This window comes from Pseudomonas sp. NFR09, assembly GCF_900111535.1.
GTDB classification, from domain to species: domain Bacteria; phylum Pseudomonadota; class Gammaproteobacteria; order Pseudomonadales; family Pseudomonadaceae; genus Aquipseudomonas; species Aquipseudomonas extremorientalis.
In genome coordinates, this window is record NZ_FOIH01000005.1 from 126,314 (window position 1) to 150,021 (window position 23,708).

The window sequence follows — 23,708 nt, forward strand, 5'->3', positions numbered from 1 at the left end:
AAGGTGCGTCGTAGGGAAGGTAAGCAAGATGGTACAGGTGAGAGCACACCAGCCGATCAACACCGACGGCAGTATCAATCTCGAGGCATGGCTGGACCATGCCATCAGTGTCGATCCGGCACTGGACCGTGAAGCCTTGAAAGCAGCCTGCGAGTTCGCTCGTGAGTCTGAGCAGCAAGACAATGCGGCCAAGAACCTATGGGCCGAAGGCACTTCCAGCTTTCGCACCGGGTTGGAAATCGCTGAGATCCTCGCCGATCTCAAGCTGGACCAGGATTCGTTGATCGCCGCCGTGCTCTATCGCGGCGTGCGTGAAGGGCATATCCCGTTGCCCACCGTCAGCCAGCGTTTCGGCACCGTGGTGGCCAAGCTGATCGACGGCGTGCTGCGCATGGCGGCGATCAGTGCCAGCCTGAGCCCGCGCCAGTCCATGGTGCTGGGCACCCAGGGCCAGGTCGAGAACCTGCGCAAGATGCTGGTGGCGATGGTCGATGACGTGCGCGTCGCCCTGATCAAGCTGGCCGAGCGTACCTGCGCGATCCGTGCGGTGAAGACCGCCGACGACGAAAAACGCAACCGTGTTGCCCGCGAAGTCTTCGACATCTATGCGCCGTTGGCGCATCGCCTGGGCATCGGCCATATCAAGTGGGAGCTGGAGGACTTGTCCTTCCGCTACCTCGAACCCGATCAATACAAACAGATTGCCACGTTGCTGCATGAGCGGCGGCTGGACCGTGAGCGCTTCATTACCGATGTGATGAACCAGCTGCGCTCCGAGTTGCAGGCCACTGGCGTCGAAGCCGACATCAGCGGCCGCGCCAAACACATCTATTCCATCTGGCGCAAAATGCAGCGCAAGGGCCTGGCCTTCAGCCAGATCTACGACGTGCGTGCGGTGCGCGTGCTGGTGCCGGAAATGCGCGACTGCTATACCGCGCTGGGGATCGTCCACACCCTGTGGCGGCACATTCCCAAGGAGTTCGACGACTACATCGCCAACCCCAAGGAAAACGGCTATCGCTCGTTGCACACGGCGGTGATCGGCCCCGAGGGCAAGGTGCTGGAAGTGCAGATCCGCACCCACGCCATGCACGAAGAGGCGGAACTTGGGGTATGCGCGCACTGGCGCTACAAGGGCACCGACGTCAAGGCCGGGTCCAACCAGTACGAAGAGAAAATCTCCTGGCTGCGCCAGGTGTTGGAATGGCACGAAGAACTCGGCGACATCGGCGGCCTGGCCGAACAGCTGCGCGTGGATATCGAGCCGGACCGGGTCTACATCTTCACCCCCGACGGCCACGCCATCGACCTGCCCAAGGGTGCCACGCCGCTGGACTTCGCCTACCGCGTGCACACCGAGATCGGCCACAACTGCCGGGGCGCCAAGATCAACGGGCGCATTGTGCCGCTCAACTACAGCCTGCAGACCGGTGAACAGGTCGAGATCATCACCAGCAAGCACGGTACGCCGAGCCGCGACTGGCTGAACCCGAACCTGGGCTACATCACCACGTCGCGGGCGCGCGCGAAGATCGTCCACTGGTTCAAACTGCAGGCGCGCGACCAGAACGTCGCTGCCGGTAAAACCTTGCTCGAGCGCGAACTGGCACGCCTGGGCCTGCCCCAGGTGGACTTCGACAAGCTGGCCGAAAAGGCCAACATGAAGATCGCCGAAGACATGTTCGCCGCCCTCGGTGCCGGCGATCTGCGCCTGGCCCAACTGGTCAACCTGGCCCAGCAACTGGTCGAGCCGGAACGCGGCAGCGAACAGCTGGAACTGATCCCGCGCAAGGCCACCGGCTACAAGCCCGGCAAGCGTGGCGATATCCAGATCCAGGGCGTGGGCAACCTGATGACTCAAATCGCCGGCTGCTGCCAGCCGCTGCCGGGGGATGCCATCGTCGGCTATATCACCCAGGGCCGCGGTGTAAGTATTCACCGCCAGGATTGCGCCTCGGTGCTGCAACTGGGCGGGCGTGAGCCGGAGCGGATCATCCAGGTCAGCTGGGGGCCGGTGCCGGTGCTCACTTACCCGGTGGACATCGTCATCCGTGCCTACGACCGTTCCGGGTTGCTGCGTGACGTGTCGCAGGTGTTGCTCAATGAGCGGATCAACGTACTGGCGGTCAACACCCGCTCGAACAAAGAGGACAACACCGCGCTGATGTCCCTGACCATCGAGATTCCGGGACTGGACGCACTGGGACGGTTGCTGGGGAGGATTTCCCAGTTGCCGAATATCATCGAGACGCGGCGTAACCGTACCCCATGATGTATACGCTCGAAGACCTGCTGCACCTGATGAATCGCCTGCGGGACCCGCAGTACGGGTGCCCGTGGGACATCAGGCAAACCTACGCCACCATCGTCCCGCACACGTTGGAGGAGGCCTACGAAGTCGCCGACGCCATCGAGCGCGGCGACTTCGATCATCTGCAAGGTGAGTTGGGCGACCTGTTGTTCCAGGTGGTGTACTACAGCCAGTTGGCGCGGGAAGAAGGGCGCTTCGAATTTGCCGGGGTGATCGACAGCATCACGCGCAAGCTGATCCGTCGCCATCCCCATGTGTTCCCCACCGGCGACCTGTATGCGCCGCTGGATATCCCGCAGTTGAGCGAAGAACAGGTCAAGGAACGCTGGGAGCAGATCAAGGCCGAGGAGCGCGCGCAGAAGTCCGACGCGCCGGAGCAGCTTTCCCTGCTGGACGATGTACCCACCGCGTTGCCGTCCCTTTCCCGTGCCGCCAAATTGCAGAAGCGCGCCAGCCAGGTCGGGTTCGACTGGCCCTGCGCCTTGCCGGTGGTGGATAACGTGCGCGAAGAGCTGGATGAAGTGCTCGAAGCCATGGCCGATAACGACCCGGCGGCGATTGCCGATGAGGTTGGCGACCTGCTGTTTGCGACGGTCAACCTGGCCCGTCACCTCAAGGTCGACCCGGAAACTGCGCTACGGGGCGCCAATGCCAAGTTCGAACGACGCTTCCGATTTATCGAACAGGCATTGCGCGATACCCGCCGTCCCATAGAAGATTGCACCCTCGAAGAGTTGGACGCCCTGTGGGGCGAAGCCAAACGTCAGGAAAAGAATGTGTCCAGCTGCGGTTGAGCAGTTGCCTAAGTGAGTAAGCACCATGAGCCTTTCCCTTCGCGACCAGTTGCTCAAAGCAGGTCTGGTCAATCAAAAGCAGGCCAAGCAGGTCGGCAAAGAGAAACAGAAACAGCAGCGCCTGGTCCATAAAGGCCAGATCGAGGCCGACGACACCCAGGCCCGTCTGGCGGCCGAGGCGCACGCCGAGAAGGTCAAGCGCGACCAGGAACTGAACCGCCAGCAGCAGGAAAAAGCCGAGGCCAAGGCCCGCACGGCCCAGGTCAAGCAACTGATCGAGACCTCGCGCCTGCCCAAGCTGACCACCGAGGACTACTACAACTTCGTGGACGACAAGAAGGTCAAGCGCCTGTCGGTCAACACGCTGATGCGCAACAAGCTGAGCAACGGCTCCCTGGCGATCGTGCACCACGGTGGCGGTTATGAGGTGATCCCGCGTGAAGCGGCGCTGAAGATCCAGGAGCGCGCACCGGAGCGTATCGTGCAGCTCAATATCCTTACCGAAAGCCAGGTGCCGGATGAAGATGATCCCTACGCCGCTTACCAGATCCCGGATGATCTGATGTGGTAAGTCTGTAAGCCTTGAGCGGGCTTGCCTGTGGTGAGCGGGCTTGCCCCGCGTTGGGCCGCGAAGCGGCCCCAAAACACAAACCCCGCTCAAAAGGCGGGGTTTGTGCTTTCAGCGCTGCGTGTTACCAGTCCACGGCATAACTCACGCTGAAGGTCCGACCTTCGGCATTCGGGTACGGTGCTCGCGCGTTGGCCTGGGCAAACATGTTCTGGTAATTGCGGTTGCTGAGGTTGTAGATCGCCCCCTCCAGGCGACCCACAGGCAAGCGTACCGAACCCAGCAGGTCGACCAGGGTGTAGCCCTGGATATCGCGGCCATTGTTATCCTTGAACGCGGCGTCATAGTCGGCCAGGCGCATGGCTTGCAGGCGCAGGCTGTAGTCGTCGTGGTCATAGCCGACAAAGGCGGTGGTCTTGGCGGGGGAGATGCGCGTGGCCGGCAAGTCGATCCATTTGCCGTTTTGGCGGGTCTCGCCTTTGGCATACGCGTAAGTACCGCCGACCGACCACTGGTCAGTGACGTTGTACGTCAGGCTGGTTTCAATGCCGCGCACGCGTTCTTTCTGGTTGACCAGGCGCAGCACGCGATCATTGGCGTCATAGAACTGGGTGACATCCGAAGTGTTTTCATACGCCGTGACGTTGGCCAGCCATTTGTCCCAGTTGCCACGCCAGCCCAGCTCATAGCTGTCGACCTTGAGGGCTTGGGCATTGAGCTTCTGAATGTCGTACTGGCTGTTGACGTCCCGCAGGAAACGTTGGATGTCCGGCAGGGAAAAGCCCTGGCTGTAGTTGACGAATACATCCTGGTTTTCGCTCAGGTGATACACCGCCCCGAGGTTATAGAGGGTGTCGTCATATTTGAGGGTGCCGCCCGGCAGGGTAGCGCGGTTACCGGTCTGAACGATTTCGCCATAGGCAATGCTGTCGTCGATCCGGCTCTCGATCCACTCGCGGCGCACACCGCCACGCAAGGTCCAGTCGTCGATGTCGTAGGACAGTTGGCCAAAAATCGCCTTGGTAGTAGTGGTGATGTCCGGCCCCATCTCGAACGTGGTGCCGGTCTTGGTGTAGGTCAGGCCATTGACCCGGTACTGGTCGCCGCGCTGGCGTGAGGTTTCGTGATCATAGTCAGCGCCCCAGACCAGATTGCCGGTCGCCGGGCCGATATCCGGCATTTGCGTGTCGATGGCTGCGCGCACGCCATAGACGTCCTGCACGCTGTTGTTGTCGGAAACCCCTGCGCGACCGCGGGAAAGGTCGGGGAAAAACAGCGCGTCGGCCCGGCGCCAGTAGCTTTCGACCTGCAAGCCCTGTCCGAAGAACGCTTTGTCGGAGTAATTGAGGTTGACCGCCTGGTTGTGTGTGAACGGTTGATCGTCCAGGTCCAGGCCTTTGACCGCAACGGCGGTGTTGGTGATGCGTGGGTTCTTGGTGTAACGGGTGTCCTGTTCGTCTTTGTAATCTTGCAGGGACAGGCTGATCTTCTTGTCGTCATCCAGCGTGTAGCCGAAGCGACCTTGCAGGTCGTAGGTCTGGGTATCCATGTTGCTGCCCTGGGACGTGTCCTGGGGAATGCGCTTGCCGTTGCCGTCGAACTGGTCGTTGCGCTGCACGCCGTTCGCCGATACGTACCAGTCCACCGGGCCCTTGCGCCCAGTAGCGCTTTGGAACGCCTCGTAGGCAAAGCCCTTGTGACTGAAGTTATTGCCGCTGGTCATGCCGATCTTGCTGCTAAAGGCGAGGTCTTCACCTTGGTTACGCTTGGTGATGATATTGATGATGCCGCCTGAGGCGCCCGCGCCATAAACGCTGCTCGCTCCGGAGATCACTTCGATGCGCTCGATGCTTTCCGGCGCAACGCTGTTGAGCTGGCGGAAGTTGTCGCGTGTTGCGTTCTGGGACACGCCGTCGATCAGGATCAGCGTATTGCGTCCGCGCAGGGTCTGGCCGAAGTTGCTCATGCCACCGCTGGAAGGGGCAATGCCTGGCACCAATTGCCCGAGAATATCCGCAACCCGGCGCCCCGCGGCTGTTTGCTGGCGGATCTGGGTTTCGTCGATGACCTGTACGGAGCCTGGAATCGCGGCAATGCTGGTTTCACTGCGCGTGGCCGAGACGACGGTGGCCTGCAATTGCAGGTTGGTGGGCTCGGCCTCGGACTGATCGGCCCAGGCCGGTGCGCTTATCGATCCCATCAGTGGCAGCAGCGCTGCCCATTGCGACTTTCTCATGATCTTGCCTTTCAATTATTAGACGTATTGACAGAAAAAACAGGCATAGCGGGTGTTCGGGTGAACGAGCGGATGATGCGGATACCCAGGGCGGCCAAGGCGTACGTGAGTGCAACCAGCCAGAAGCTGTGTGCCAGGCCTACCATCCCCATGCCGATACCACCCAGCAAGGCACCGCCTAGCGCTCCCGCCTTGGCGGCGCTGTTGCCGATGCCCAGGGCAAACCCCTGTTGGGCGGGCGCAACGGTATTGGCGATCAACGTATAGGCGACCGGCAGCAAGGCGCCTTGCCACATGCCCCACAACAGCCGGCTGGCGATGAAGCCCAGCCATTCGCTGGCCAGCGCCGTGCACGCCAGGGTCAAGGCGCAGGCCCAGGTGACCCATTCGATGATGCGCAGCGTGTGTGCGGGCGGGTGTCGGTCGAACAGGCGACCCCAGAGCGGTGCGGACAGGGCCAGGGTCAGTGCGCTGGCGGCATAGCTGGCACCGATCAACCAGCCTGGCGCATGCAGGACGTCCGCGACGTATAGGGCGTAAAACGGCTGAGGCATCATTTTGGCAGCCTGGATCAGTACGATGATCCCCAACATTGCGCCGAGCCAGCCTTTGGGCAGGGCGGTGGGCGTGGTGGCATTAGTCTTTCGCAGGCGCTGGTTGTCGCTGGGCAAGAACAGGCTGACCAGCGCGCATACCAGGCAGACGGCGGTAGCGCTGTAGCACAGCAGGGCGAATCCGGAGATATCCATCAGCCAGCCACCCAACACCGGACCGGCCAGCGAACCCACGGCGGTGGCGGATTGCAGGCGGGCCATTATGTGTCCGCGCCCACTGTCGCCGCAGCACGCCAGCGCATAGGCTTGGGCGGCCGCGATAAAACCCGCCAGTGCACCTTGTGCCACGCGGATCGCGACCAGCAGCCAGGGATCGAAGGTCAGGGCGGCCAGCGCCTGACAGGCCGCCAGCGCCAGCAGCGCCCGAATGATCATCGGCTTATGCCCGGTTCGGTCGCCCAGGCGACCCCACAGGGGCGTCAGGATCATCGCTGCCATCATCGGTCCGGCGTATACCAGCGACGACAGCAGGCCGGTGTAATGGGCGCCGGCATCGCCAAGCAGCCTCTGGATCTGCAAAGGCCAGAAGGGGCCGCTCATTTCCATGGCACCCATCGACACCAACTGGATGACCACCAACAAACGCAGTGCAGTGCTGTTAGCCGGCATGTGCGGCGCCGCTCAGCGGGTTCGGCAGGCGCCCGACGATATCGGCGTGACTGTCCAGCAGCCGCATCCGCATGAACGACTTGGCTGGCCACGGCTGCTCCAGCAGCGCTGCACGTTCGGTTTCCCAGCGTTGGGGAGCGACTTCGTTGCGCATGCGATCAAAGCACTGGCTGACTTGGGCCGCGAGTTCGTTCCACAGTTGTGCCTGGGGAATATCGAAGTAGCGGGCACTGAGCAGCACCAGCTCGCCCAGGTGGCACATGAATACCGTGTGCAGCAGCTTGTCACGGACAAAACCGGCATCGTCGTAAAGGGTCATCCCGGGGTCATGCAGTTCGATGTCCAGGCCGTGGGCATGCAAGGTCTGGCGGTCGATGCGAATATCGCCAAAATCACGCAACAGCAGGCGGCTCAACTGCCTGTCTGCGGCCATGACCATGAAGGCGTTCTGCTGATGGGCCTCGAACGCCACACCGTAGCGCAGGTACATCCCCAGCAGGGCCGGCACAGTGATCGCTGCATAGTCTCGAAAGAACGCGAGCATGGCCGGTGCATTGTCCTGGCCTTTGCTCAAACGTACCCACTGTCTCAGCAAGGGCTGCCCGTGTTGGTCGATGGCAAACAGGCTACCTACCGGAACGGCCATTTCCCCCGGTTGTAGCAGGCTCTGGGGGTTGTCGCGGTAGAGCACGGCCAGGTGGCGGGCGTGTTCGTCATTCACCGGTTGGGGGTTGAAATGCACGCCGATCCGCTCGGGGACGATGTTCAGGAGTTTCTGGATCGCGGGTTCGCGCGCGAGGATCGTTTGCAGCAAGTGACTGATCCGCGGCCCCATGCGCGCCGAGCGTGGCGATACCGTGCGCTGTACGCTGGTCAGGCGCAGTGAGACCGGGAGCTTGACCATGGGCGCGCCGCCCTGGCCATCAGGCAATACGGTCCGGAAGGACATGGTGGGGTGGGCGGTAAACGCGACGATGTCGGTCAGCACCAGCAGTCGGTCGCCGATTTCGTTGGCGAACAACCGGGGCAGTTCCTGTTGGGCTTGCCAAGGGTGCGCAGGCAGCGGCAAATACTCGCTGGCTTCCAGGCCCTGGGCCGTCAGCGCTGCGGTCAATTGCTGCGCAGCACGTGGAAAGTGGGCTTGCCACCATTGCCAGTAATCAGCGGTATCGGCCAGCGTTTCCACGTGGGCGTACTGGTGGTGCAGCGCGCACAGCAACACCGGGAAGCGCGCTTCGAACTCCGGTGAGAAGTCGATGACCTGGTGGGTGTCCAAACCCAGTTTGGTTTTGTAGTTGGGGTGCCAGGGGTGGCCCAGCGTGCCCCACTGCTCAAGCACGGAAGTCGGGTTGGTAACGCTTGGCTCATCCTTGAGATGACTCAGCAGGTTGTCCTGATGGGACGGGCCCATCGAGGCGTGCAGCCTCAGGCTCCATTGCTCGTGGAAGGCCAGGCAGAGCGTATCGTTGACAAAACTGTCGTCGATCTCGCTGATCAGGCGGCTCAAGACCTGCGGGGCGGCAGGTGTTTCGAGGGTGTCGTTGAGCAGCGTCAGCAATTGCGATGGGAATTGGATCTTCCGTGCGGTCTGTCCAGTTTGCACAAGCGTCACCGCGCCACGCAGGTCCCAGCTGGCCATGCGCCCGGCACGCAGGTGGTCGAAACGCAGGCAGGCGTGATCGGACAGCGGCAGGTGGTGGCGGCCTTGCTCGTCCTGGGTGAGTGTATCGGGGGCCAGCAGGCCTTCACGGAACAGGGCCTGGATCAGGCGTTGAAAGCTGCGTTCGGCGGCGGGTGCGAGGGTGTCGATCAGGGCGTCGAGGGTGACGTTGTGAGTCTGGAACTGGGGCGTAACCAGTGCTTCACCCCAGCGTTTGAGCAATTGTTGGTCCGGCGTATTGCTGCATCCGTTCGTCATGATGAATTCCGTTTTCATGGGCGTGCTGAAAGGTGGTGGATATTATCGAGAATCATTTCCAATTGTCTATTTGCTGATACAATTTTACTGAATCGTTTATGCCCGCCGTGCAGTTTGCCAAAACGAAAAACCCCGCTCGATGGCGGGGTCGTCGGGGGTAGGCCCTACAGCTGCGTGGGGCTGGGGCCTACGAGATTTCAGGTGTTCAGGAGCTTTGTGTCTGGCGTCTCATCTCAAGGGCTTCGAGCTCGTTTTTATAATTATGAGCGTCGCTCTCGTTGTGAAACATGCCGACCAACAGGTCTTGCTGGTGTACATCCCAGATGTGAATCCCATGGCCCAGTGCTTCGTGGGACATATGTTCGTCGTCGCGTTCAGTTACTTTTACAGTCATCTGCTTGCTCCAATCTCTGGTGGATCTGCGGCAAGTCGTCGCAGGCCTTTGTTATATGTTTTGTTAGCTTGCTAAGTAAACCGACTTTTCGCGCAACAAATCATTGCAGCAAACGCAACAGTGCTGCGGGCCGCGTAAACCGCGACATTGCGCCGCAGGGTGCTGAGTTTTATGACGAAAGTTTCATGTTCAAGTCAGGCATTGAACCCTTTGTTGGCCCGGCTATCGCCATCGGGGGCAAGCCCCCTCCCACATTTTTGATCGGTGAACACAACCCAGTGTGGGAGGGGGCTTGCCCCCGATAGCGGTAGAGGTTTGAACACCAAATCCATAGGCGAAAAAAAGCCCCGCATTCGCGAGGCTCGTTGTTCCAGCTACCGATCAGCTACCTTTGACAGCCTTGCCGTCAACAGTGCCGTCCTGCAGCATGATGTTGTATTCCTTGCCATCGGTTTCTACCTGGCGCAGGGCAACCAGAATGCCGCCCTGGTCCTTGGCAAACCACATCTGGGTGATGCGCTTGCTTTGCGTCGGGTCACGCACGCGCTCGACCTTGATCGCGTCGATGGAGCCAACCTTGGTCTGGACTTTTTCCGGGCCAATCACGCGGAAGTCGTAGGTGTCGACGTCGGTGCCTTCGACCACGTTGTAGCTCATGCTTTTCTTGCCGGCGGCCACATCGCGTTGCAAGGCCAACTGGTAGGTCGACTTGTCGAGCATGCCGCTTTGCAGGGGCACGTTGACCGGGTCTTTGTTTTCAAAGCCGGTGACTTTCTTGGCGGTCTGGTCGAAGTCCAGATTGATTTTCTTCGCCTTGCCCAGGCCGCCGCGTTCGAAGGTGTAGCTCTTCGGTTGCAGGGTGTCCTTGTCAAACAGGATCACGCTGGTTTCGGTGAGGCTGGCGATCATCATGGAAGCCTTGAAATTCAAGGTCCAGGAGCCGTCGCCGTTCTTGGCCAGGCTGCGTTCGGCCGAACCACTCATGGGCAACTGTTTCCAGTCGGCGGTGTAGCTGACGGAGAAGGGGTGAAGGTCTGCTGCTTGCACGGCTGGCAAGGCGAACAGCGCAAAAGCGAAGAGCAAGGCGCGACGCATAAAATCTCCTAGGTTCGAATCAAGTGGCCGCTGGCCGCGAGTAACTGACCGTCCAATAATGCACCCTGGTCACCAAGAATCAACCGCCCCTCGGCAAACCAGCGAACGGCCAGCGGGTAAATCCTGTGTTCCTGGGCGTGAACCCGTTGCGCAAGCGTCTGCGCCGAGTCGTCAGACTCTACCGGAACCACTGCCTGTACGACCAGAGGCCCGCCATCGAGTTCCTCGGTGACAAAGTGCACGCTGCAGCCATGCTCGCTGTCGCCGGCCTCGAGCGCACGCTGGTGCGTGTGCATGCCCTTGTACTTGGGCAGCAGGGAAGGGTGGATATTCAACAGGCGCCCGGCGTAATGCCGCACGAAGTCAGCGCTGAGGATGCGCATGAAGCCGGCGAGTACTACGAGCTTGGGGTTGAAGGCGTCGATCAGTTCGATCAAGGCGCGGTCGAAGGCCTCGCGACCGTCGAACGCCTTGTGATCCAACGAGCGGGTGTCGATACCCGCTTCCCTGGCGCGTTGCAGGCCGTAGGCGTCGCTGCGGTTGGAGATCACCGCAGCAATGCGCACCGGGTTGTCGCCGGTGCGCGTGCTGTCGATCAGGGCCTGCAAGTTACTGCCGGTGCCGGAGAGCAGCACCACGACATCACAGGTCTGAGACATTAATGAGCCTTGAGGTTCTTCAGCTCAACCTGAGCCGCGCCTTCGGCAGCGGTGGCGATCTGGCCGATGACCCAAGGCTGTTCGCCGGCTTCGCGCAGTACGTTCAGCGCGGTTTCAACGTGCTCCTGAGCCACGCAGATGACCATGCCGACGCCGCAGTTCAGCACGCGGTGCATCTCGGTTTCGTCGACGTTGCCTTTCTCTTGCAGCCAGTCGAATACTGCCGGACGCTGCCAGCTGGCCACGTCAACGATGGCCTGGGCGCCTTTTGGCAGCACGCGCGGGATGTTGTCCAGCAGGCCCCCGCCGGTGATGTGGGCCATGGCCTTGACGGCGCCGGTGTCCTTGATCAGCTTGAGCAACGGCTTGACGTAGATGCGGGTCGGGGCCATCAGCAGGTCCGTCAGCGGCTTGCCGTCGAGCTGGGTGTTCTCGATCTCGGCGCCGGACACTTCGATGATCTTGCGGATCAGCGAGTAACCGTTGGAGTGCGGGCCGGAGGATGGCAGGGCGAGCAGGGCATCGCCGGCCGCAACCTTGGAGCCGTCGATGATCTCGGCTTTTTCCACGACGCCGACGCAGAAGCCGGCCAGGTCGTAGTCTTCACCTTCATACATGCCTGGCATTTCAGCGGTTTCGCCGCCGACCAGGGAGCAACCCGACAGTTCGCAGCCGGCGCCGATGCCGGTGACCACTTGGGCCGCGGTGTCCACGTTCAGCTTGCCGGTGGCGTAGTAGTCGAGGAAGAACAACGGCTCGGCGCCGCACACAACCAGGTCATTGACGCACATGGCGACCAGGTCGATGCCAATGGTGTCGTGCTTGTTCAGGTTCAGCGCCAGGCGCAGCTTGGTGCCCACGCCGTCGGTGCCGGACACCAGTACAGGCTGCTTGTAGCCGGCCGGGATCTCGCAGAGGGCGCCAAAACCGCCCAGGCCGCCCATGACTTCGGGGCGCGCAGTGCGCTTGGCGACGCTCTTGATGCGTTCGACCAATGCTTCACCGGCGTCGATGTCTACACCGGCGTCCTTGTAGCTCAGGGAGGGTTGCTTGCTCATGATCCAGGCCTTTAGGGGGGATTTCTGGGTAACGACCGAGCGGGCGGGGGCTTTTATAAAGGCCACGCCGTTGACGGTCTGCGAAGGCGCGCGATTTTATCAGGCTTGAGGGGCAGCGGCCATCCTCGGGCCGACGGGCAGGGGCATATGGCGTTAAAAAAATGCTAATCGGGTCTGCTTTGGTGCGTATTAAGGTATAGCCTTTACTGCGCTAGCGTTATGACAGTACGAAAACTTACCAAGACCCTGTGAATGTTTTATCGGTCGCCGTGGTCACAGCCTTGGCAAACCGAGTTCACGCGGTCTGTTCCAGCCGCTAAATTTGTCGTTCGGGAATCTTCCATGCGTCTGTGTAAATTCTTCTTTGTAGGCTGCTTGTCGTTGGTCAGCCTGGCGAGTCATGCCGAAACCCTCAATGGCCTTTACCAAGTACTCGAACCCGTCAGCAGTCAGTCGCCGCAAGAGCGTGACCAGGCGACCCAGCGCGCCGTGCAGACCCTGGTGATCCGCCTGACCGGCGACGCCAAGGCCGCCGAGGGGCCGGGTCTGGCGGCCGTTCGCAAGGATCCGCAACAAATCATCAGCCAGTACGGCTACGACGCCGGCCCGCCGGAAAGCCTGCAAGTGGATTTCGACCCAGTGAGCACCGATCGCGTGCTGCGCGAAGCGGGCCTGTCGATCTGGGGCAGCAATCGGCCGTCGATCCTTGGCTGGTGGCTGAACGACTCCACCGAAGGCAGCAGCCTGGTGGGTGATGGCCAGACCGTCGCCCAGGCGCTGCGCCGTGCCGCGCAACACCGTGGCCTGCCGTTGCGCCTGCCGCTGGGCGACCTGGATGAGCAGGTGGTCGCCACCGCACCGAACCTGGAAAGTGCTGACGCCACACCGTTGCGCGCCGCTTCCGAACGTTACGGCGCCGACGCTTTGCTGGCCGTGCATGCGCGTCAGGAAGGCAACCAATGGCAAGCCAAATGGCGCCTGTGGCTGGGCGACAAGAGCGAGCAGGGCGCCGCGCAAGGGGCCGACACCGGCGCTGTAGCCGACGCGGTGATGCTGGCGATCAGCCAAAAGCTCGCGCCACGCTTTGCGGTCAAACCCGGCGTGAGCACCGAACAATTGCTGGAAGTGCAGGGCATGACCCTGGAGCGTTATGCCGCGCTGGGTCACCTGCTGGAGCCTTTCGGTGGTCAGCCGCAGTTAGTGGATGGCAATCGCATCGTGTACCGCGTCAATGGCAGTGCCGATCAATTGCGTACCCAGTTGAGCCTGGCCAAGTTGCAGGAGATTCCTGCGGGTGAAGCACCGGTCCCGCAACCGGCGGCGGAGGGTGCGCAGCCGGCTGCTGCACCAGAACCTCAGGCGCAACTGCGTTTTCGCTGGTAGCAGTTTTCTTCTTTATATAGATGGAGTGGTTTATGGCGGATACGCGTCGTTGGGTGTGGCTTGGCGGGTTTGTCCTGCTGTGCGTTTTTGTGTTCCTGCTGCATTCGATCCTGACACCATTCCTGGTCGCGTTGCTGCTGGCTTACCTGTTCGATCCGGTGGTGGATCGCCTGGAAAAAGCCGGGTTATCGCGGACCTGGGGCGTGGTGGCGGTGTTCGCCCTGTTTACCTTGATCATCACGGCGTTGGTGCTGGTGCTGGTGCCGATGCTGGCCAAGCAGTTGTTCCGCTTGTATGAGCTGGCGCCGCAGATGCTCGACTGGCTGCAGCACACGGCGATGCCGTGGGCCCAGGCCAAGTTGGGGCTGGCGGATGGTTTCTGGAAGTTCGACAAGGTCAAGGCGGCCATCAGCGAACATATGGGCCAGACCACTGATATTGTCGGGGTCATCCTCAGCCAGGCGACGGCGTCCAGCCTGGCGTTGATCGGCTGGCTGACCAACCTGGTGCTGATCCCGGTGGTGGCGTTCTACCTGCTGCGCGACTGGGACATCATGATGGCCAAGATCCGCAGCCTGCTGCCGCGCAACCGTGAGGAGCGCATTGTTTCGCTGGCTGAGGAATGCCATGAGGTGCTCGGCGCCTTCGTGCGCGGGCAGTTGCTGGTGATGCTCGCCCTGGGGATCATCTACGCGGCCGGCTTGATGGCTATCGGCCTGGAGCTGGGTCTGTTGATCGGCCTGATCGCCGGCCTGGCCGCGATCGTGCCTTATATGGGGTTTGTGATTGGGATCGGCGCGGCGCTGGTCGCGGGCTTGTTCCAGTTTGGCGGGGACTTGTACCCGATGCTGGGGATCGTGGCCGTATTCATGGTCGGCCAGGCGTTGGAAGGCATGGTGCTCACGCCGTTGTTGGTCGGGGATCGGATTGGTCTGCATCCGGTGGCGGTGATCTTTGCGATCCTGGCGGGTGGTGAGCTGTTTGGCTTCACGGGCATCCTGCTGGCGTTGCCGGTGGCGGCGGTGATCATGGTGCTGGTGCGCCATGTGCACGATCTGTACAAGGATTCGGATGCTTATACGGGGGTTGAAGATCCCGACCTGTAACTCTATCTTCACAAACCCGGCCAAGGCCGGGTTTGTCTTTTCTGGGGGCGGTCCGTCAAACAATCTGCATAAATCCAACAAGTTAACGCAAACCTTTGATTTTGCTTGGGGTCTGTTGCATTGTGCGCCCGGCGTCACGGGTATAAACTTTGCAAACTTTACACAGAGGCCACTAACGGTTCGTTCGGAGCCGTTCAGTCAGCATGAAACCGATTCAGCTGCCCTTGGGTGTGCGTCTGCGTGACGACGCCACCTTCATCAACTACTACCCAGGCGCCAATGCCGCTGCACTCGGCTATGTCGAGCGGCTCTGCGAAGCCGACGCCGGGTGGACTGAAAGCCTGATCTATCTGTGGGGCAAGCACGGCGTAGGGCGTACCCACCTGTTGCAGGCTGCGTGCCTGCGGTTCGAGCAGATGGGCGAACCGGCGGTGTACCTGCCGCTGGCCGAGTTGATGGATCGCGGTATCGGCATCTTCGATCACCTTGAGCAATACGAACTGGTGTGCCTGGATGACTTGCAGGCGATCGCCGGCAAGGCGGATTGGGAAGAAGCGCTGTTTCACCTGTTCAATCGCTTGCGTGACAGCGGTCGGCGCCTGCTGATTGCCGCGTCGACTTCGCCACGCGAGTTGCCGATCAAGCTGGCCGACCTCAAGTCGCGCATGACCCTGGCGCTGATCTTCCAGATGCGCCCGCTGTCCGACGAGGACAAATTGCGTGCCCTGCAACTGCGGGCCTCCCGTCGCGGCCTGCACCTCACCGACGAAGTCGGTCACTTTATCCTTACTCGAGGCACCCGCAGCATGAGTGCGCTGTTCGATTTGCTCGAGCAGCTCGATCAGGCGTCCTTGCAGGCTCAAAGAAAATTGACGATCCCTTTTCTCAAGGAAACGTTGGGCTGGTAACTCATTGAATTTACGCGGTTCGCCATTTTACGGGCGCCAGAAAACCTGCGTTTCTGCCGGCTGGGCTTCGCATTCGAACCGATAAATGGAATTACGGCTTAGATGTCATAGTCCAATCGCGAAGTCACATAGAGCACGATTGAATTTGCAAATCGATGTGATAGAAGGCATAGTCTCGACTTCTTTACATATCAGCCACGGTCGTGCCCATGCTAAATCGCTTCGCACCCCTCGTGCCCCTCGCACTCGTTACCCTGTTGTTTGGTTGCGCCTCCCACCCTCAGCAGGTGGTCGATCAGCAGAAACCACAGGTTCAAAATCAGGCAAAATTCGTTGCTGCACAATCTGCCTCTGTTTATGAGGAAGAAGTCGCAACGGAAAAGGAACTGGCCGATTTCGCCGGCAACAAGCCTTATCAGCTTCCAGTCCTGGCCGACAGCATTCTCGAACGCGGCATGTCCCTGATCGGTACCCGTTACCGTTTCGGTGGTACCTCTGAAGCCGGTTTCGACTGCAGTGGTTTCATCGGCTATCTGTTTCGTGAAGAGGCCGGCATGAATCTGCCGCGCTCCACCCGCGAAATGATCAACGTGAATGCACCGTTGGTCGCACGCAACAACCTCAAGCCTGGCGATCTGCTTTTCTTCAGTACGGCAGGCCGTGGTCGTGTGAGCCACGCCGGTATCTACCTGGGCGATAACCAGTTTATCCACTCCAGCAGCCGTCGCAGTGGCGGTGTCCGGGTAGATAACCTGGGTGACAGCTACTGGAGCAAAACCTTCATCGAAGCCAAGCGCGCACTCGCCATGGCCCCGACGACGGTTACCGCTAGCAAGTAAACTTAAAGTGATACTTGAAGTTTGACGTGTAAGCGCTAGAATCACTGGACATTGTTGTAATCCGTTCGCGCGAGCTTTGCTTGCGCGTTCTGGTTTTCAGCGTTCGGCAGCGAAAGCCGCATCCAGACCAGGATTGTTCTGCACATGTCGACCTCGGCCCGCCTGATTCTCATTGTTTGCGCCGCGCTCCTCAGCGCCTGCGCAAGCCGCACACCGCCGCCCGCTCCTGTAGCGGTGAAGCCCAAGCCGGTGTTCAACTATTCTACCCAGAATTTCTCGCCCGCAGCCGAAGACGTACTCTTCCGCGCGCTGGGCCTGGTCGGCACGCCTTACCGTTGGGGCGGCAACACGCCGGACTCCGGGTTTGATTGCAGCGGCCTGATCGGGTTTGTCTTCCGCGATGCCGCCGGGATTTCCCTGCCGCGTACCACCCGCGAGCTGATCGTAATGCGCGCGCAGGACGTCAGCGAGCAGAACCTGCAGACCGGCGACCTGCTGTTCTTCGCCACCGGTGGCGGTTCCCAGGTCAGCCACGCCGGGATCTACGTGGGTGAAGGGCGCTTTGTGCATGCGCCACAAACCGGCGGTACGGTGAAGCTGGACACATTGTCCAAAGCCTATTGGCAGAATGCCTATTTGAGCGCCAAGCGCGTGTTGCCGGGCAACCTGGCACGCAATCCTTAGCGCCAGACTCGAATCGAAATGTGGGAGGGGGCTTGCCCCCGATAGCGGTGTGTCAGCTAAAGATAACTGGGCTGATCCACCGCCATCGGGGCAAGCCCCCTCCCACAGTTGTTTTGTGTCGACTTCAAGTTGCTTTAATTGACGCTCCACCCCCAACCTACTACCCTTCGCCGCTTGTTCCAGGTGCTCTGTGACCCACGGGTCGACAGAGTGAAACAGGGAAGCCGGTGAGTGAGCGCACTTCTACACAGTGCCGCCGCGATTCCGGCGCTGCCCCCGCAACGGTAAATGAGTCAAGACGCTGCCTTTTGCCACTGTATCGCCTGCGATATGGGAAGGCGCAGCGTTGGCCTGCCTTCAGCCAGCACGCCACTCATGAGCCCGGAGACCGGCCTGCAACATCCAACAGCATCACGGTGGGCGATGCTTGGCTGTCTGCTTTTCTTTTTTCCTGCCCGCCGTTTTTGTCCAGCCCCAACGGAGAGCTGCCATGACCGATTCCCCCGACCGCGACGAACGCCACCTGGCGCGCATGCTGCGCAAAAAAGCCGTGATCGACGAGCGCATCGCCAACTCCCCCAACGAATGCGGTCTGCTGCTGGTGCTGACCGGCAACGGCAAAGGTAAAAGCAGCTCCGCGTTCGGCATGTTGGCCCGTGCCATGGGCCACGGCATGCAGTGCGGTGTGGTGCAGTTCATCAAGGGGCGCAACAGCACTGGAGAAGAATTGTTCTTCCGTCGCTTCCCCGAGCAAGTGCGCTTCCATGTAATGGGCGAAGGCTTCACCTGGGAAACCCAGGACCGCCAGCGCGACATCGCCGCCGCCGAGGCCGCCTGGGCAGTCTCCCGCGAATTGCTGCAGGACCCCTCCATCGGCCTGGTGGTGCTGGACGAACTGAACATCGCGCTCAAGCACGGCTACCTCGACCTGGACCAGGTCCTCAGCGACCTGCAAGCCCGTCCACCGATGCAACACGTGGTAGTCACCGGCCGCGGCGCCAAGCCCGAGTTGATCGAAATGGGCGACACCGTCACCGAAATGGGCATGCTCAAGCACGCGTTCCAGGCGGGTATCAAGGCACAGAAGGGCGTCGAACTTTGAATCAGCCCCGTCATTGCCCTGCCGTTTTGATCGCCGCTCCGGCGTCCGGCCAGGGCAAAACCACCGTCACCGCCGCGCTCGCCCGTTTGCACCGCAACCTGGGGCGCAAGGTGCGCGTATTCAAATGCGGCCCGGACTTTCTCGACCCGATGATCCACGAACGCGCCAGCGGTGCGCCGGTGTATCAGTTGGATATGTGGATGGTGGGCGAGCAGGAAAGTCGTCGTTTGCTGTGGGAAGCGGCGGGGGAGGCAGACCTGATCCTGATCGAAGGCGTGATGGGCCTGTTCGACGGCACACCCTCCAGCGCCGACCTGGCGCGACACTTCGGCGTGCCGGTGCTGGGGGTGATCGACGGCACGGCCATGGCGCAGACCTTCGGCGCGTTGGCATTGGGCCTGGCGCGCTATCAGCCGGATCTGCCATTCGCCGGCGTATTGGCCAACCGTGTCGGCACCCTGCGTCATGCGCAACTGCTCGAAGGCAGCCTCACCGAGGGCCTGCGCTGGTATGGCGCATTGTCACGCGAGACCGGTATCGAACTGCCCAGTCGCCACCTCGGCCTGGTGCAAGCGAGCGAACTGAATGACCTCGATGTACGCCTGGACGCCGCCGCCCAAGCGTTGGGCAGCAGTTGCGAAGTCGCCTTGCCGCCGCCGGTTACGTTCGCTGCGCCCCAAGTGATCGAGGCTGAGCCGTTGCTCAAGGGCGTGCGCATTGCCGTGGCCCGCGATGAGGCCTTCGCCTTTACCTACGGCGCGAGTCTCGACCTGCTGCGCGCAATGGGCGCTGAGCTGACGTTTTTCTCGCCGATTCACGATCGCCAATTGCCTGATGCCGACAGCCTCTACCTGCCCGGCGGTTACCCGGAATTGCACCACCAGGCGCTGTCGGAAAACATCCCGATGCTCGACGCCATTCGCGCTCACCACGCGGCCGGCAAACCCTTGCTTGCCGAATGCGGCGGCATGCTCTACCTGCTGGACTCGCTGACCGATGTCGACGGCATCCGCGCTGAACTGCTCGGCCTGTTGCAGGGCGACGCGGTGATGCAAAAGAAACTGGCGGCCCTGGCCCTGCAAAGCGTCGAATTGCCGGAAGGCACGCTGCGTGGCCATACCTATCACCACTCCCTGACCACCACTGAATGGCAACCGATTGCCCGTGGCCTGAGCCCCAATGGCGGGCGCGGTGCCGAGGCGGTGTATCGGCAGGGGCGGATGACGGCGTCCTACGTACACTTCTATTTCCCATCCAATCCCCAGGCGGTGGCCGCATTGTTCGCGCCCGATCCAGCACTATGAGCGACAACGCTTTTCCCCAGGCCGACCGCGACGCCGTCTACCGCGCCATCGCCGAACGCCGCGACATGCGCCACTTCAGCGGCGGCACTGTCGCCCCCGAGCTGCTCCACCGCTTGCTCCAGGCCGCACACCAGGCGCCCAGCGTCGGCCTGATGCAGCCCTGGCGCTTTATTCGCATCAGCGATCGCCAGTTGCGTGGGCAGATTCAACAGGTGGTGGAAGAAGAACGCGTACGCACCGCCGAAGCCCTGGGCGAGCGTTCCGATGAGTTCATGAAGCTCAAGGTCGAAGGCATTCACGACTGTGCCGAAGTGCTGGTAGCGGCGTTGATGGATGATCGTGAGCGGCACATCTTCGGGCGTCGCACCCTGCCGGAAATGGACATGGCGTCATTGTCCTGTGCTATCCAGAATTTGTGGCTGGCGGCGCGGGTCGAAGGCCTGGGCATGGGCTGGGTCTCGTTGTTCGAACCCCAGGCGCTGGCCGATCTGCTGGGTTTGCCGCCTGGTGCGAAACCCCTGGCCGTGTTGTGCCTGGGGCCGGTGGCCGAGTTCTACCCGGCACCGATGTTGCAGCTCGAAGGCTGGACCGAGCCTCGACCGTTGAGTGACATGTTGTATGAAAATGCGTGGGGAGTGAGTCAATGAGTGTGGCCTTGCTGTGTGTCGCTGCAGTCGCGCTGGATGCGCTGCTGGGCGAACCCAGGCGCTGGCATCCGCTGGTGGCGTTCGGCAATTTTGCCGGGCGCATCGAGCAACGTTTCAATACCGGTGGCCGTGGCTGGCGCAGCCATGGCGTGACCGCGTGGTTTATCGCCGTGGTGCCGCTGACGCTGCTGGCCACGGCCTTGTCGTGGGCGCCTTACATTGGCTGGGTACTGGAGATCCTGGCGTTGTACTGCGCCCTTGGCATGCGCAGCCTTGGCGAGCATGTGATCCCGGTGGCCCAGGCCCTGCGCAGTGATGACTTGGAGGCGGCGCGCAAACGCGTGAGCTACCTGGTCAGCCGTCAGACCAGCGAGCTGGACCGCACCGAAGTCGCCCGTGCCGCCACCGAATCGGTGCTGGAGAACGGCAGCGATGCGGTGTTCGCTGCGATTTTCTGGTTTGTGGTGGCCGGTGTGCCGGGCGTGGTGCTTTACCGCCTGAGCAACACCCTCGATGCCATGTGGGGTTATCGCAACGAGCGTTTTGAGCGCTTCGGTTGGGCAGCAGCAAAAATCGACGATGTGCTGAACTACATTCCCGCGCGCCTGGTGGCGTTGACCTACGTGTTGCTGGGCAAGACCCGGCTGGCGCTCAAATGCTGGCGCACCCAAGGCCCGACCTGGGACAGCCCCAACGCCGGCCCGGTCATGGCCGCTGGTGCGGGCGCCCTGGGCGTGGAGCTGGGCGGTGCCGCGATCTATCACGGCGAAGTGCACCATCGTCCACAACTGGGCGAAGGCCCGGCGGCGGATGCCGATTCCATCGATCGGGGCTGGCAACTGGTGCAGCGCGGCGTATGGTTGTGGCTGCTGATCCTATGCGCGGGGGCGCAATTCTATGCTTGAGCATGGTGGCCGGCTGCGCAAGGCAGCGATTCAGTACGGGATAGCTGAAGCCGACTGGCTCGACCTGTCCAGCGGGCTCGCGCCCTGGCCCTGGCCGATCCCCGAGATTCCCCTGCGCGCTTGGGCTCGCCTGCCGGAAACCGACGACGGCCTGGAGCAGGCCGCCAGCGAATACTACGGCGCTGCGCATCTATTGCCGGTGCCGGGTTCCCAGGCGGCGATCCAGTTGTTGCCGCGACTGCGTCGTGCCGGCAAGGTCGGCGTGCTGTCGCCGTGCTATGCCGAACACGCCGAAGCCTGGCGCCGTGCCGGTTACGTGGTGCGCGAAGTGCAGGAACAGGAAGTCGACTTCTTTCTTGATGGCCTCGACGTGCTCGTGGTGGTCAACCCCAATAACCCCACCGGCCTGAGCCTGAGCCCGCAACGCCTGCTGGATTGGCACTCGCGGCTGGCCCAGCGCGGCGGCTGGCTGGTGGTGGATGAGGCCTTCATGGACGTCACCCCGCAAGTGAGCCTGGCCGGCCAGGCGCATCAGGTCGGTTTGATCGTGCTGCGTTCGTTCGGCAAGTTCTTCGGCCTGGCCGGCGTGCGACTGGGCTTTGTGTTGGCCGAGCGCAAGTTGCTCAAGTTGCTCGCCGAGCAGGTCGGCCCCTGGGCGGTCAGCGGGCCGACGCGGGTGCTGGGCCAGGTGTGCCTGCGCGACACCGCCGGGCATGCGCGGCAACGCACGCGTTGCATCGAGGCGGGCCAGCGCTTGTTCGCGTTGCTGGAGCGCCACGGCTTTCCACCCCAGGGCGGCTGTGCCTTGTTCCAATGGCTGATCACGCCCCATGCCGAGCGTGTGCACGAATTCATGGCCCAGCGCGGCATTCTGCTGCGCCTGTTCGTCCACGACAGCAGCCTGCGTTTCGGCCTGCCCGACACTGAGGCCGACTGGCAGCGCCTCGACGACGCCCTGGCCGCCTATAAGGACGCAACATGAGTACGCTGATGGTGCAGGGCACCACCTCCGATGCCGGCAAAAGTACGTTAGTGACCGCGTTGTGCCGCTGGCTGGTGCGCCAGGGTGTGGCCGTGGCGCCTTTCAAGCCGCAGAACATGGCGCTCAACAGCGCCGTGACCGCCGAAGGTGGTGAAATCGGCCGCGCCCAGGCGGTGCAGGCCCAGGCCGCCAACCTGGCGCCTCATACCGACATGAACCCGGTGCTGCTCAAACCCAACAGCGACACCGGCTCCCAAGTGATCATCCACGGCCGTGCCGTGACCACCATGAACGCCGTGGCCTATCACGACTACAAAGCCATTGCGATGCAGGCGGTGCTGGCCTCCCACGCCCGGTTGAGCCAGGCCTATCCCGTGGTCATGGTGGAAGGCGCTGGCTCCCCGGCGGAAATCAACCTGCGCGCCAACGACATCGCCAACATGGGCTTCGCCGAGGCGGTGGATTGCCCGGTGTTGCTGATTGCCGATATCAATCGCGGCGGGGTATTCGCCCACCTGGTCGGCACCCTGGAGCTGCTGTCACCCACGGAACAGGCGCGGGTCAAAGGCTTCATCATCAACCGTTTTCGCGGTGACATCGCGCTGTTGCAACCCGGCCTGGACTGGCTGGAAGCACGCACCGGCAAACCGGTGGTGGGCGTTCTGCCTTACGTGATGGACCTGCACCTGGAAGCCGAGGACGGCATCGACCAACGCCAGATCGACAAGGCGGCCCAGGTGCTCAAGGTGGTGGTCCCGGTGTTGCCGCGCATCAGCAACCATACGGATTTCGACCCGCTGCGCCTGCACCCCCAGGTGGATTTGCAATTCATCGGGCCAGGCCAGCCGATCCCGGCCGCCGACCTGATCATCCTGCCCGGCTCGAAAAGTGTGCGCAGCGACCTGGCCTATCTGCGTGCCAACGGTTGGGACGCCGCCGTGGCGCGTCACTTGCGTTATGGCGGCAAGGTGCTCGGCATTTGCGGCGGCTTGCAGATGCTCGGCGAGCAAGTGCACGACCCGTTGGGCCTGGAAGGGCCTGCCGGTTCCAGCGATGGCCTGGGGCTGCTGGCGTTCAGTACCACGCTGGAAGAAGAGAAGCAGTTGCGCAACGTGCGTGGACGTTTGTTGTTGGAGAATGCCGAGGTCAGCGGTTATGAGATCCATGCGGGCGTGACGTCTGGCGACGCGTTGTCGAACGCTGCCGTGTTGCTCGATGACGGTCGCATGGACGGCGCACAAAGTGCCGATGGGCAAATCCTCGGCACCTACTTGCATGGCTTGTTCGAAAGCCCGGCCGCGTGCAGCGCCTTGTTGCGCTGGGCCGGTTTGCAGGACGTGCAGGAAGTGGATTACCACGCCCTGCGCGAGCGCGATATCGAGCGCCTGGCTGATCTGGTGGAAAACCATTTGGATACTGAGTTGTTACGCAAACTATGTGGGATTTGACAGTGAGCGAATGTGCTGAGTATTCAACTGCTGCACTGCAACCCAAAGGTGGGAGGGGGCTTGCCCCCGATGGCGGTGCGTCAGTAGCCAATGGGCTGACTGGCGCCACGCCATCGGGAGCAAGCTCCCTCCCACAGGGAGCCG

At 61.8% G+C, this 23,708-nt stretch carries 21 protein-coding genes and 1 riboswitch; of the genes, 14 read left to right on the forward strand and 7 right to left on the reverse strand.

What is annotated here, in order from left to right; translation table 11 throughout:
* Nucleotides 1–28: 28 nt before the first annotated feature.
* From relA to BMX59_RS13360, 3 genes are read left to right on the forward strand one after another with little or no spacing between them, the layout of a single operon-like run.
* Nucleotides 29–2,272, forward strand: coding sequence for a GTP diphosphokinase (gene relA, locus BMX59_RS13350; protein WP_071491326.1), 2,244 nt, complete (start codon nucleotides 29–31; stop codon nucleotides 2,270–2,272).
* Nucleotides 2,272–3,105: a nucleoside triphosphate pyrophosphohydrolase gene (mazG, locus tag BMX59_RS13355; protein ID WP_093122193.1), complete on the forward strand. Its 834-nt coding sequence runs from the start codon at nucleotides 2,272–2,274 to the stop codon at nucleotides 3,103–3,105. The genes relA and mazG overlap by 1 nt, the downstream gene beginning before the upstream one ends.
* A 25-nt stretch (nucleotides 3,106–3,130) precedes the next feature.
* Entirely contained in the window at nucleotides 3,131–3,676 is a 546-nt protein-coding gene (locus tag BMX59_RS13360; RefSeq protein ID WP_028617375.1) for a DUF2058 domain-containing protein, read from the forward strand.
* Between the two features lie 121 nt (nucleotides 3,677–3,797).
* Here BMX59_RS13360 and BMX59_RS13365 read toward each other — a convergent pair whose 3' ends face one another.
* From BMX59_RS13365 to purM, 7 genes are all read right to left on the reverse strand, one after another.
* Nucleotides 3,798–5,909, reverse strand: coding sequence for a TonB-dependent receptor (locus tag BMX59_RS13365; RefSeq protein ID WP_093122197.1), 2,112 nt, complete (start codon nucleotides 5,907–5,909; stop codon nucleotides 3,798–3,800).
* Between the two features lie 11 nt (nucleotides 5,910–5,920).
* On the reverse strand, nucleotides 5,921–7,132 hold the full coding sequence (locus tag BMX59_RS13370) for an MFS transporter (RefSeq protein WP_093122202.1): 1,212 nt from the start codon (nucleotides 7,130–7,132) through the stop codon (nucleotides 5,921–5,923).
* Nucleotides 7,122–9,050 carry an IucA/IucC family protein gene (locus tag BMX59_RS13375; protein WP_093122557.1) on the reverse strand — a complete coding sequence of 643 codons (1,929 nt, stop codon included), beginning with the start codon at nucleotides 9,048–9,050 and terminating at the stop codon, nucleotides 7,122–7,124. Before BMX59_RS13375 ends, BMX59_RS13370 begins: the two co-directional genes overlap by 11 nt.
* Nucleotides 9,051–9,255: 205 nt before the next feature.
* Nucleotides 9,256–9,444 (reverse strand): hypothetical protein, encoded by a 189-nt coding sequence (locus BMX59_RS13380; protein ID WP_071491322.1) that lies wholly within the window; start codon nucleotides 9,442–9,444, stop codon nucleotides 9,256–9,258.
* A gap of 381 nt (nucleotides 9,445–9,825) precedes the next feature.
* Nucleotides 9,826–10,539 (reverse strand): DUF3108 domain-containing protein, encoded by a 714-nt coding sequence (locus BMX59_RS13385; RefSeq protein ID WP_058424959.1) that lies wholly within the window; start codon nucleotides 10,537–10,539, stop codon nucleotides 9,826–9,828.
* Between the two features lie 8 nt (nucleotides 10,540–10,547).
* Nucleotides 10,548–11,198, reverse strand: a complete 651-nt coding sequence (gene purN, locus BMX59_RS13390) for a phosphoribosylglycinamide formyltransferase (RefSeq protein ID WP_093122205.1) — start codon at nucleotides 11,196–11,198, stop codon at nucleotides 10,548–10,550.
* Entirely contained in the window at nucleotides 11,198–12,256 is a 1,059-nt protein-coding gene (gene purM, locus BMX59_RS13395) for a phosphoribosylformylglycinamidine cyclo-ligase (protein WP_016976515.1), read from the reverse strand. Before purM ends, purN begins: the two co-directional genes overlap by 1 nt.
* A gap of 342 nt (nucleotides 12,257–12,598) precedes the next feature.
* On the opposite strand from purM, the gene BMX59_RS13400 reads away from it, so the two are divergent.
* The 11 genes from BMX59_RS13400 to BMX59_RS13450 all read left to right on the forward strand — a co-directional run bounded on the left by BMX59_RS13400 (nucleotide 12,599) and on the right by BMX59_RS13450 (nucleotide 23,564).
* Nucleotides 12,599–13,639: a DUF2066 domain-containing protein gene (locus BMX59_RS13400; protein WP_093122209.1), complete on the forward strand. Its 1,041-nt coding sequence runs from the start codon at nucleotides 12,599–12,601 to the stop codon at nucleotides 13,637–13,639.
* 32 nt (nucleotides 13,640–13,671) lie between these two features.
* Nucleotides 13,672–14,745 (forward strand): AI-2E family transporter, encoded by a 1,074-nt coding sequence (locus tag BMX59_RS13405; protein ID WP_058424955.1) that lies wholly within the window; start codon nucleotides 13,672–13,674, stop codon nucleotides 14,743–14,745.
* Between the two features lie 203 nt (nucleotides 14,746–14,948).
* Nucleotides 14,949–15,653 (forward strand): DnaA regulatory inactivator Hda, encoded by a 705-nt coding sequence (gene hda, locus BMX59_RS13410; protein ID WP_058424954.1) that lies wholly within the window; start codon nucleotides 14,949–14,951, stop codon nucleotides 15,651–15,653.
* A gap of 209 nt (nucleotides 15,654–15,862) precedes the next feature.
* On the forward strand, nucleotides 15,863–16,492 hold the full coding sequence (locus BMX59_RS13415) for a C40 family peptidase (RefSeq protein WP_092242943.1): 630 nt from the start codon (nucleotides 15,863–15,865) through the stop codon (nucleotides 16,490–16,492).
* A gap of 144 nt (nucleotides 16,493–16,636) precedes the next feature.
* Nucleotides 16,637–17,176 (forward strand): C40 family peptidase, encoded by a 540-nt coding sequence (locus tag BMX59_RS13420; RefSeq protein ID WP_071491318.1) that lies wholly within the window; start codon nucleotides 16,637–16,639, stop codon nucleotides 17,174–17,176.
* 164 nt (nucleotides 17,177–17,340) lie between these two features.
* Nucleotides 17,341–17,588: riboswitch (cobalamin riboswitch) on the forward strand.
* Between the two features lie 78 nt (nucleotides 17,589–17,666).
* On the forward strand, nucleotides 17,667–18,278 hold the full coding sequence (cobO, locus tag BMX59_RS13425; protein ID WP_010208674.1) for a cob(I)yrinic acid a,c-diamide adenosyltransferase: 612 nt from the start codon (nucleotides 17,667–17,669) through the stop codon (nucleotides 18,276–18,278).
* The gene (locus tag BMX59_RS13430) at nucleotides 18,275–19,582 is read left to right on the forward strand and encodes a cobyrinic acid a,c-diamide synthase CobB (protein ID WP_093122215.1); all 1,308 of its coding nucleotides are present in this window, start codon (nucleotides 18,275–18,277) and stop codon (nucleotides 19,580–19,582) included. Before cobO ends, BMX59_RS13430 begins: the two co-directional genes overlap by 4 nt.
* The gene (gene bluB / locus BMX59_RS13435) at nucleotides 19,579–20,229 is read left to right on the forward strand and encodes a 5,6-dimethylbenzimidazole synthase (RefSeq protein ID WP_071491316.1); all 651 of its coding nucleotides are present in this window, start codon (nucleotides 19,579–19,581) and stop codon (nucleotides 20,227–20,229) included. Before BMX59_RS13430 ends, bluB begins: the two co-directional genes overlap by 4 nt.
* On the forward strand, nucleotides 20,226–21,134 hold the full coding sequence (cbiB, locus tag BMX59_RS13440; RefSeq protein WP_093122220.1) for an adenosylcobinamide-phosphate synthase CbiB: 909 nt from the start codon (nucleotides 20,226–20,228) through the stop codon (nucleotides 21,132–21,134). The genes bluB and cbiB overlap by 4 nt, the downstream gene beginning before the upstream one ends.
* A complete protein-coding gene (gene cobD / locus BMX59_RS13445) occupies nucleotides 21,127–22,116 on the forward strand; it encodes a threonine-phosphate decarboxylase CobD (RefSeq protein WP_092242956.1) in 990 nt (329 codons plus the stop codon). The genes cbiB and cobD overlap by 8 nt, the downstream gene beginning before the upstream one ends.
* Nucleotides 22,113–23,564, forward strand: a complete 1,452-nt coding sequence (locus BMX59_RS13450; RefSeq protein ID WP_093122226.1) for a cobyric acid synthase — start codon at nucleotides 22,113–22,115, stop codon at nucleotides 23,562–23,564. Before cobD ends, BMX59_RS13450 begins: the two co-directional genes overlap by 4 nt.
* The last annotated feature ends 144 nt before the right edge of the window (nucleotides 23,565–23,708 follow it).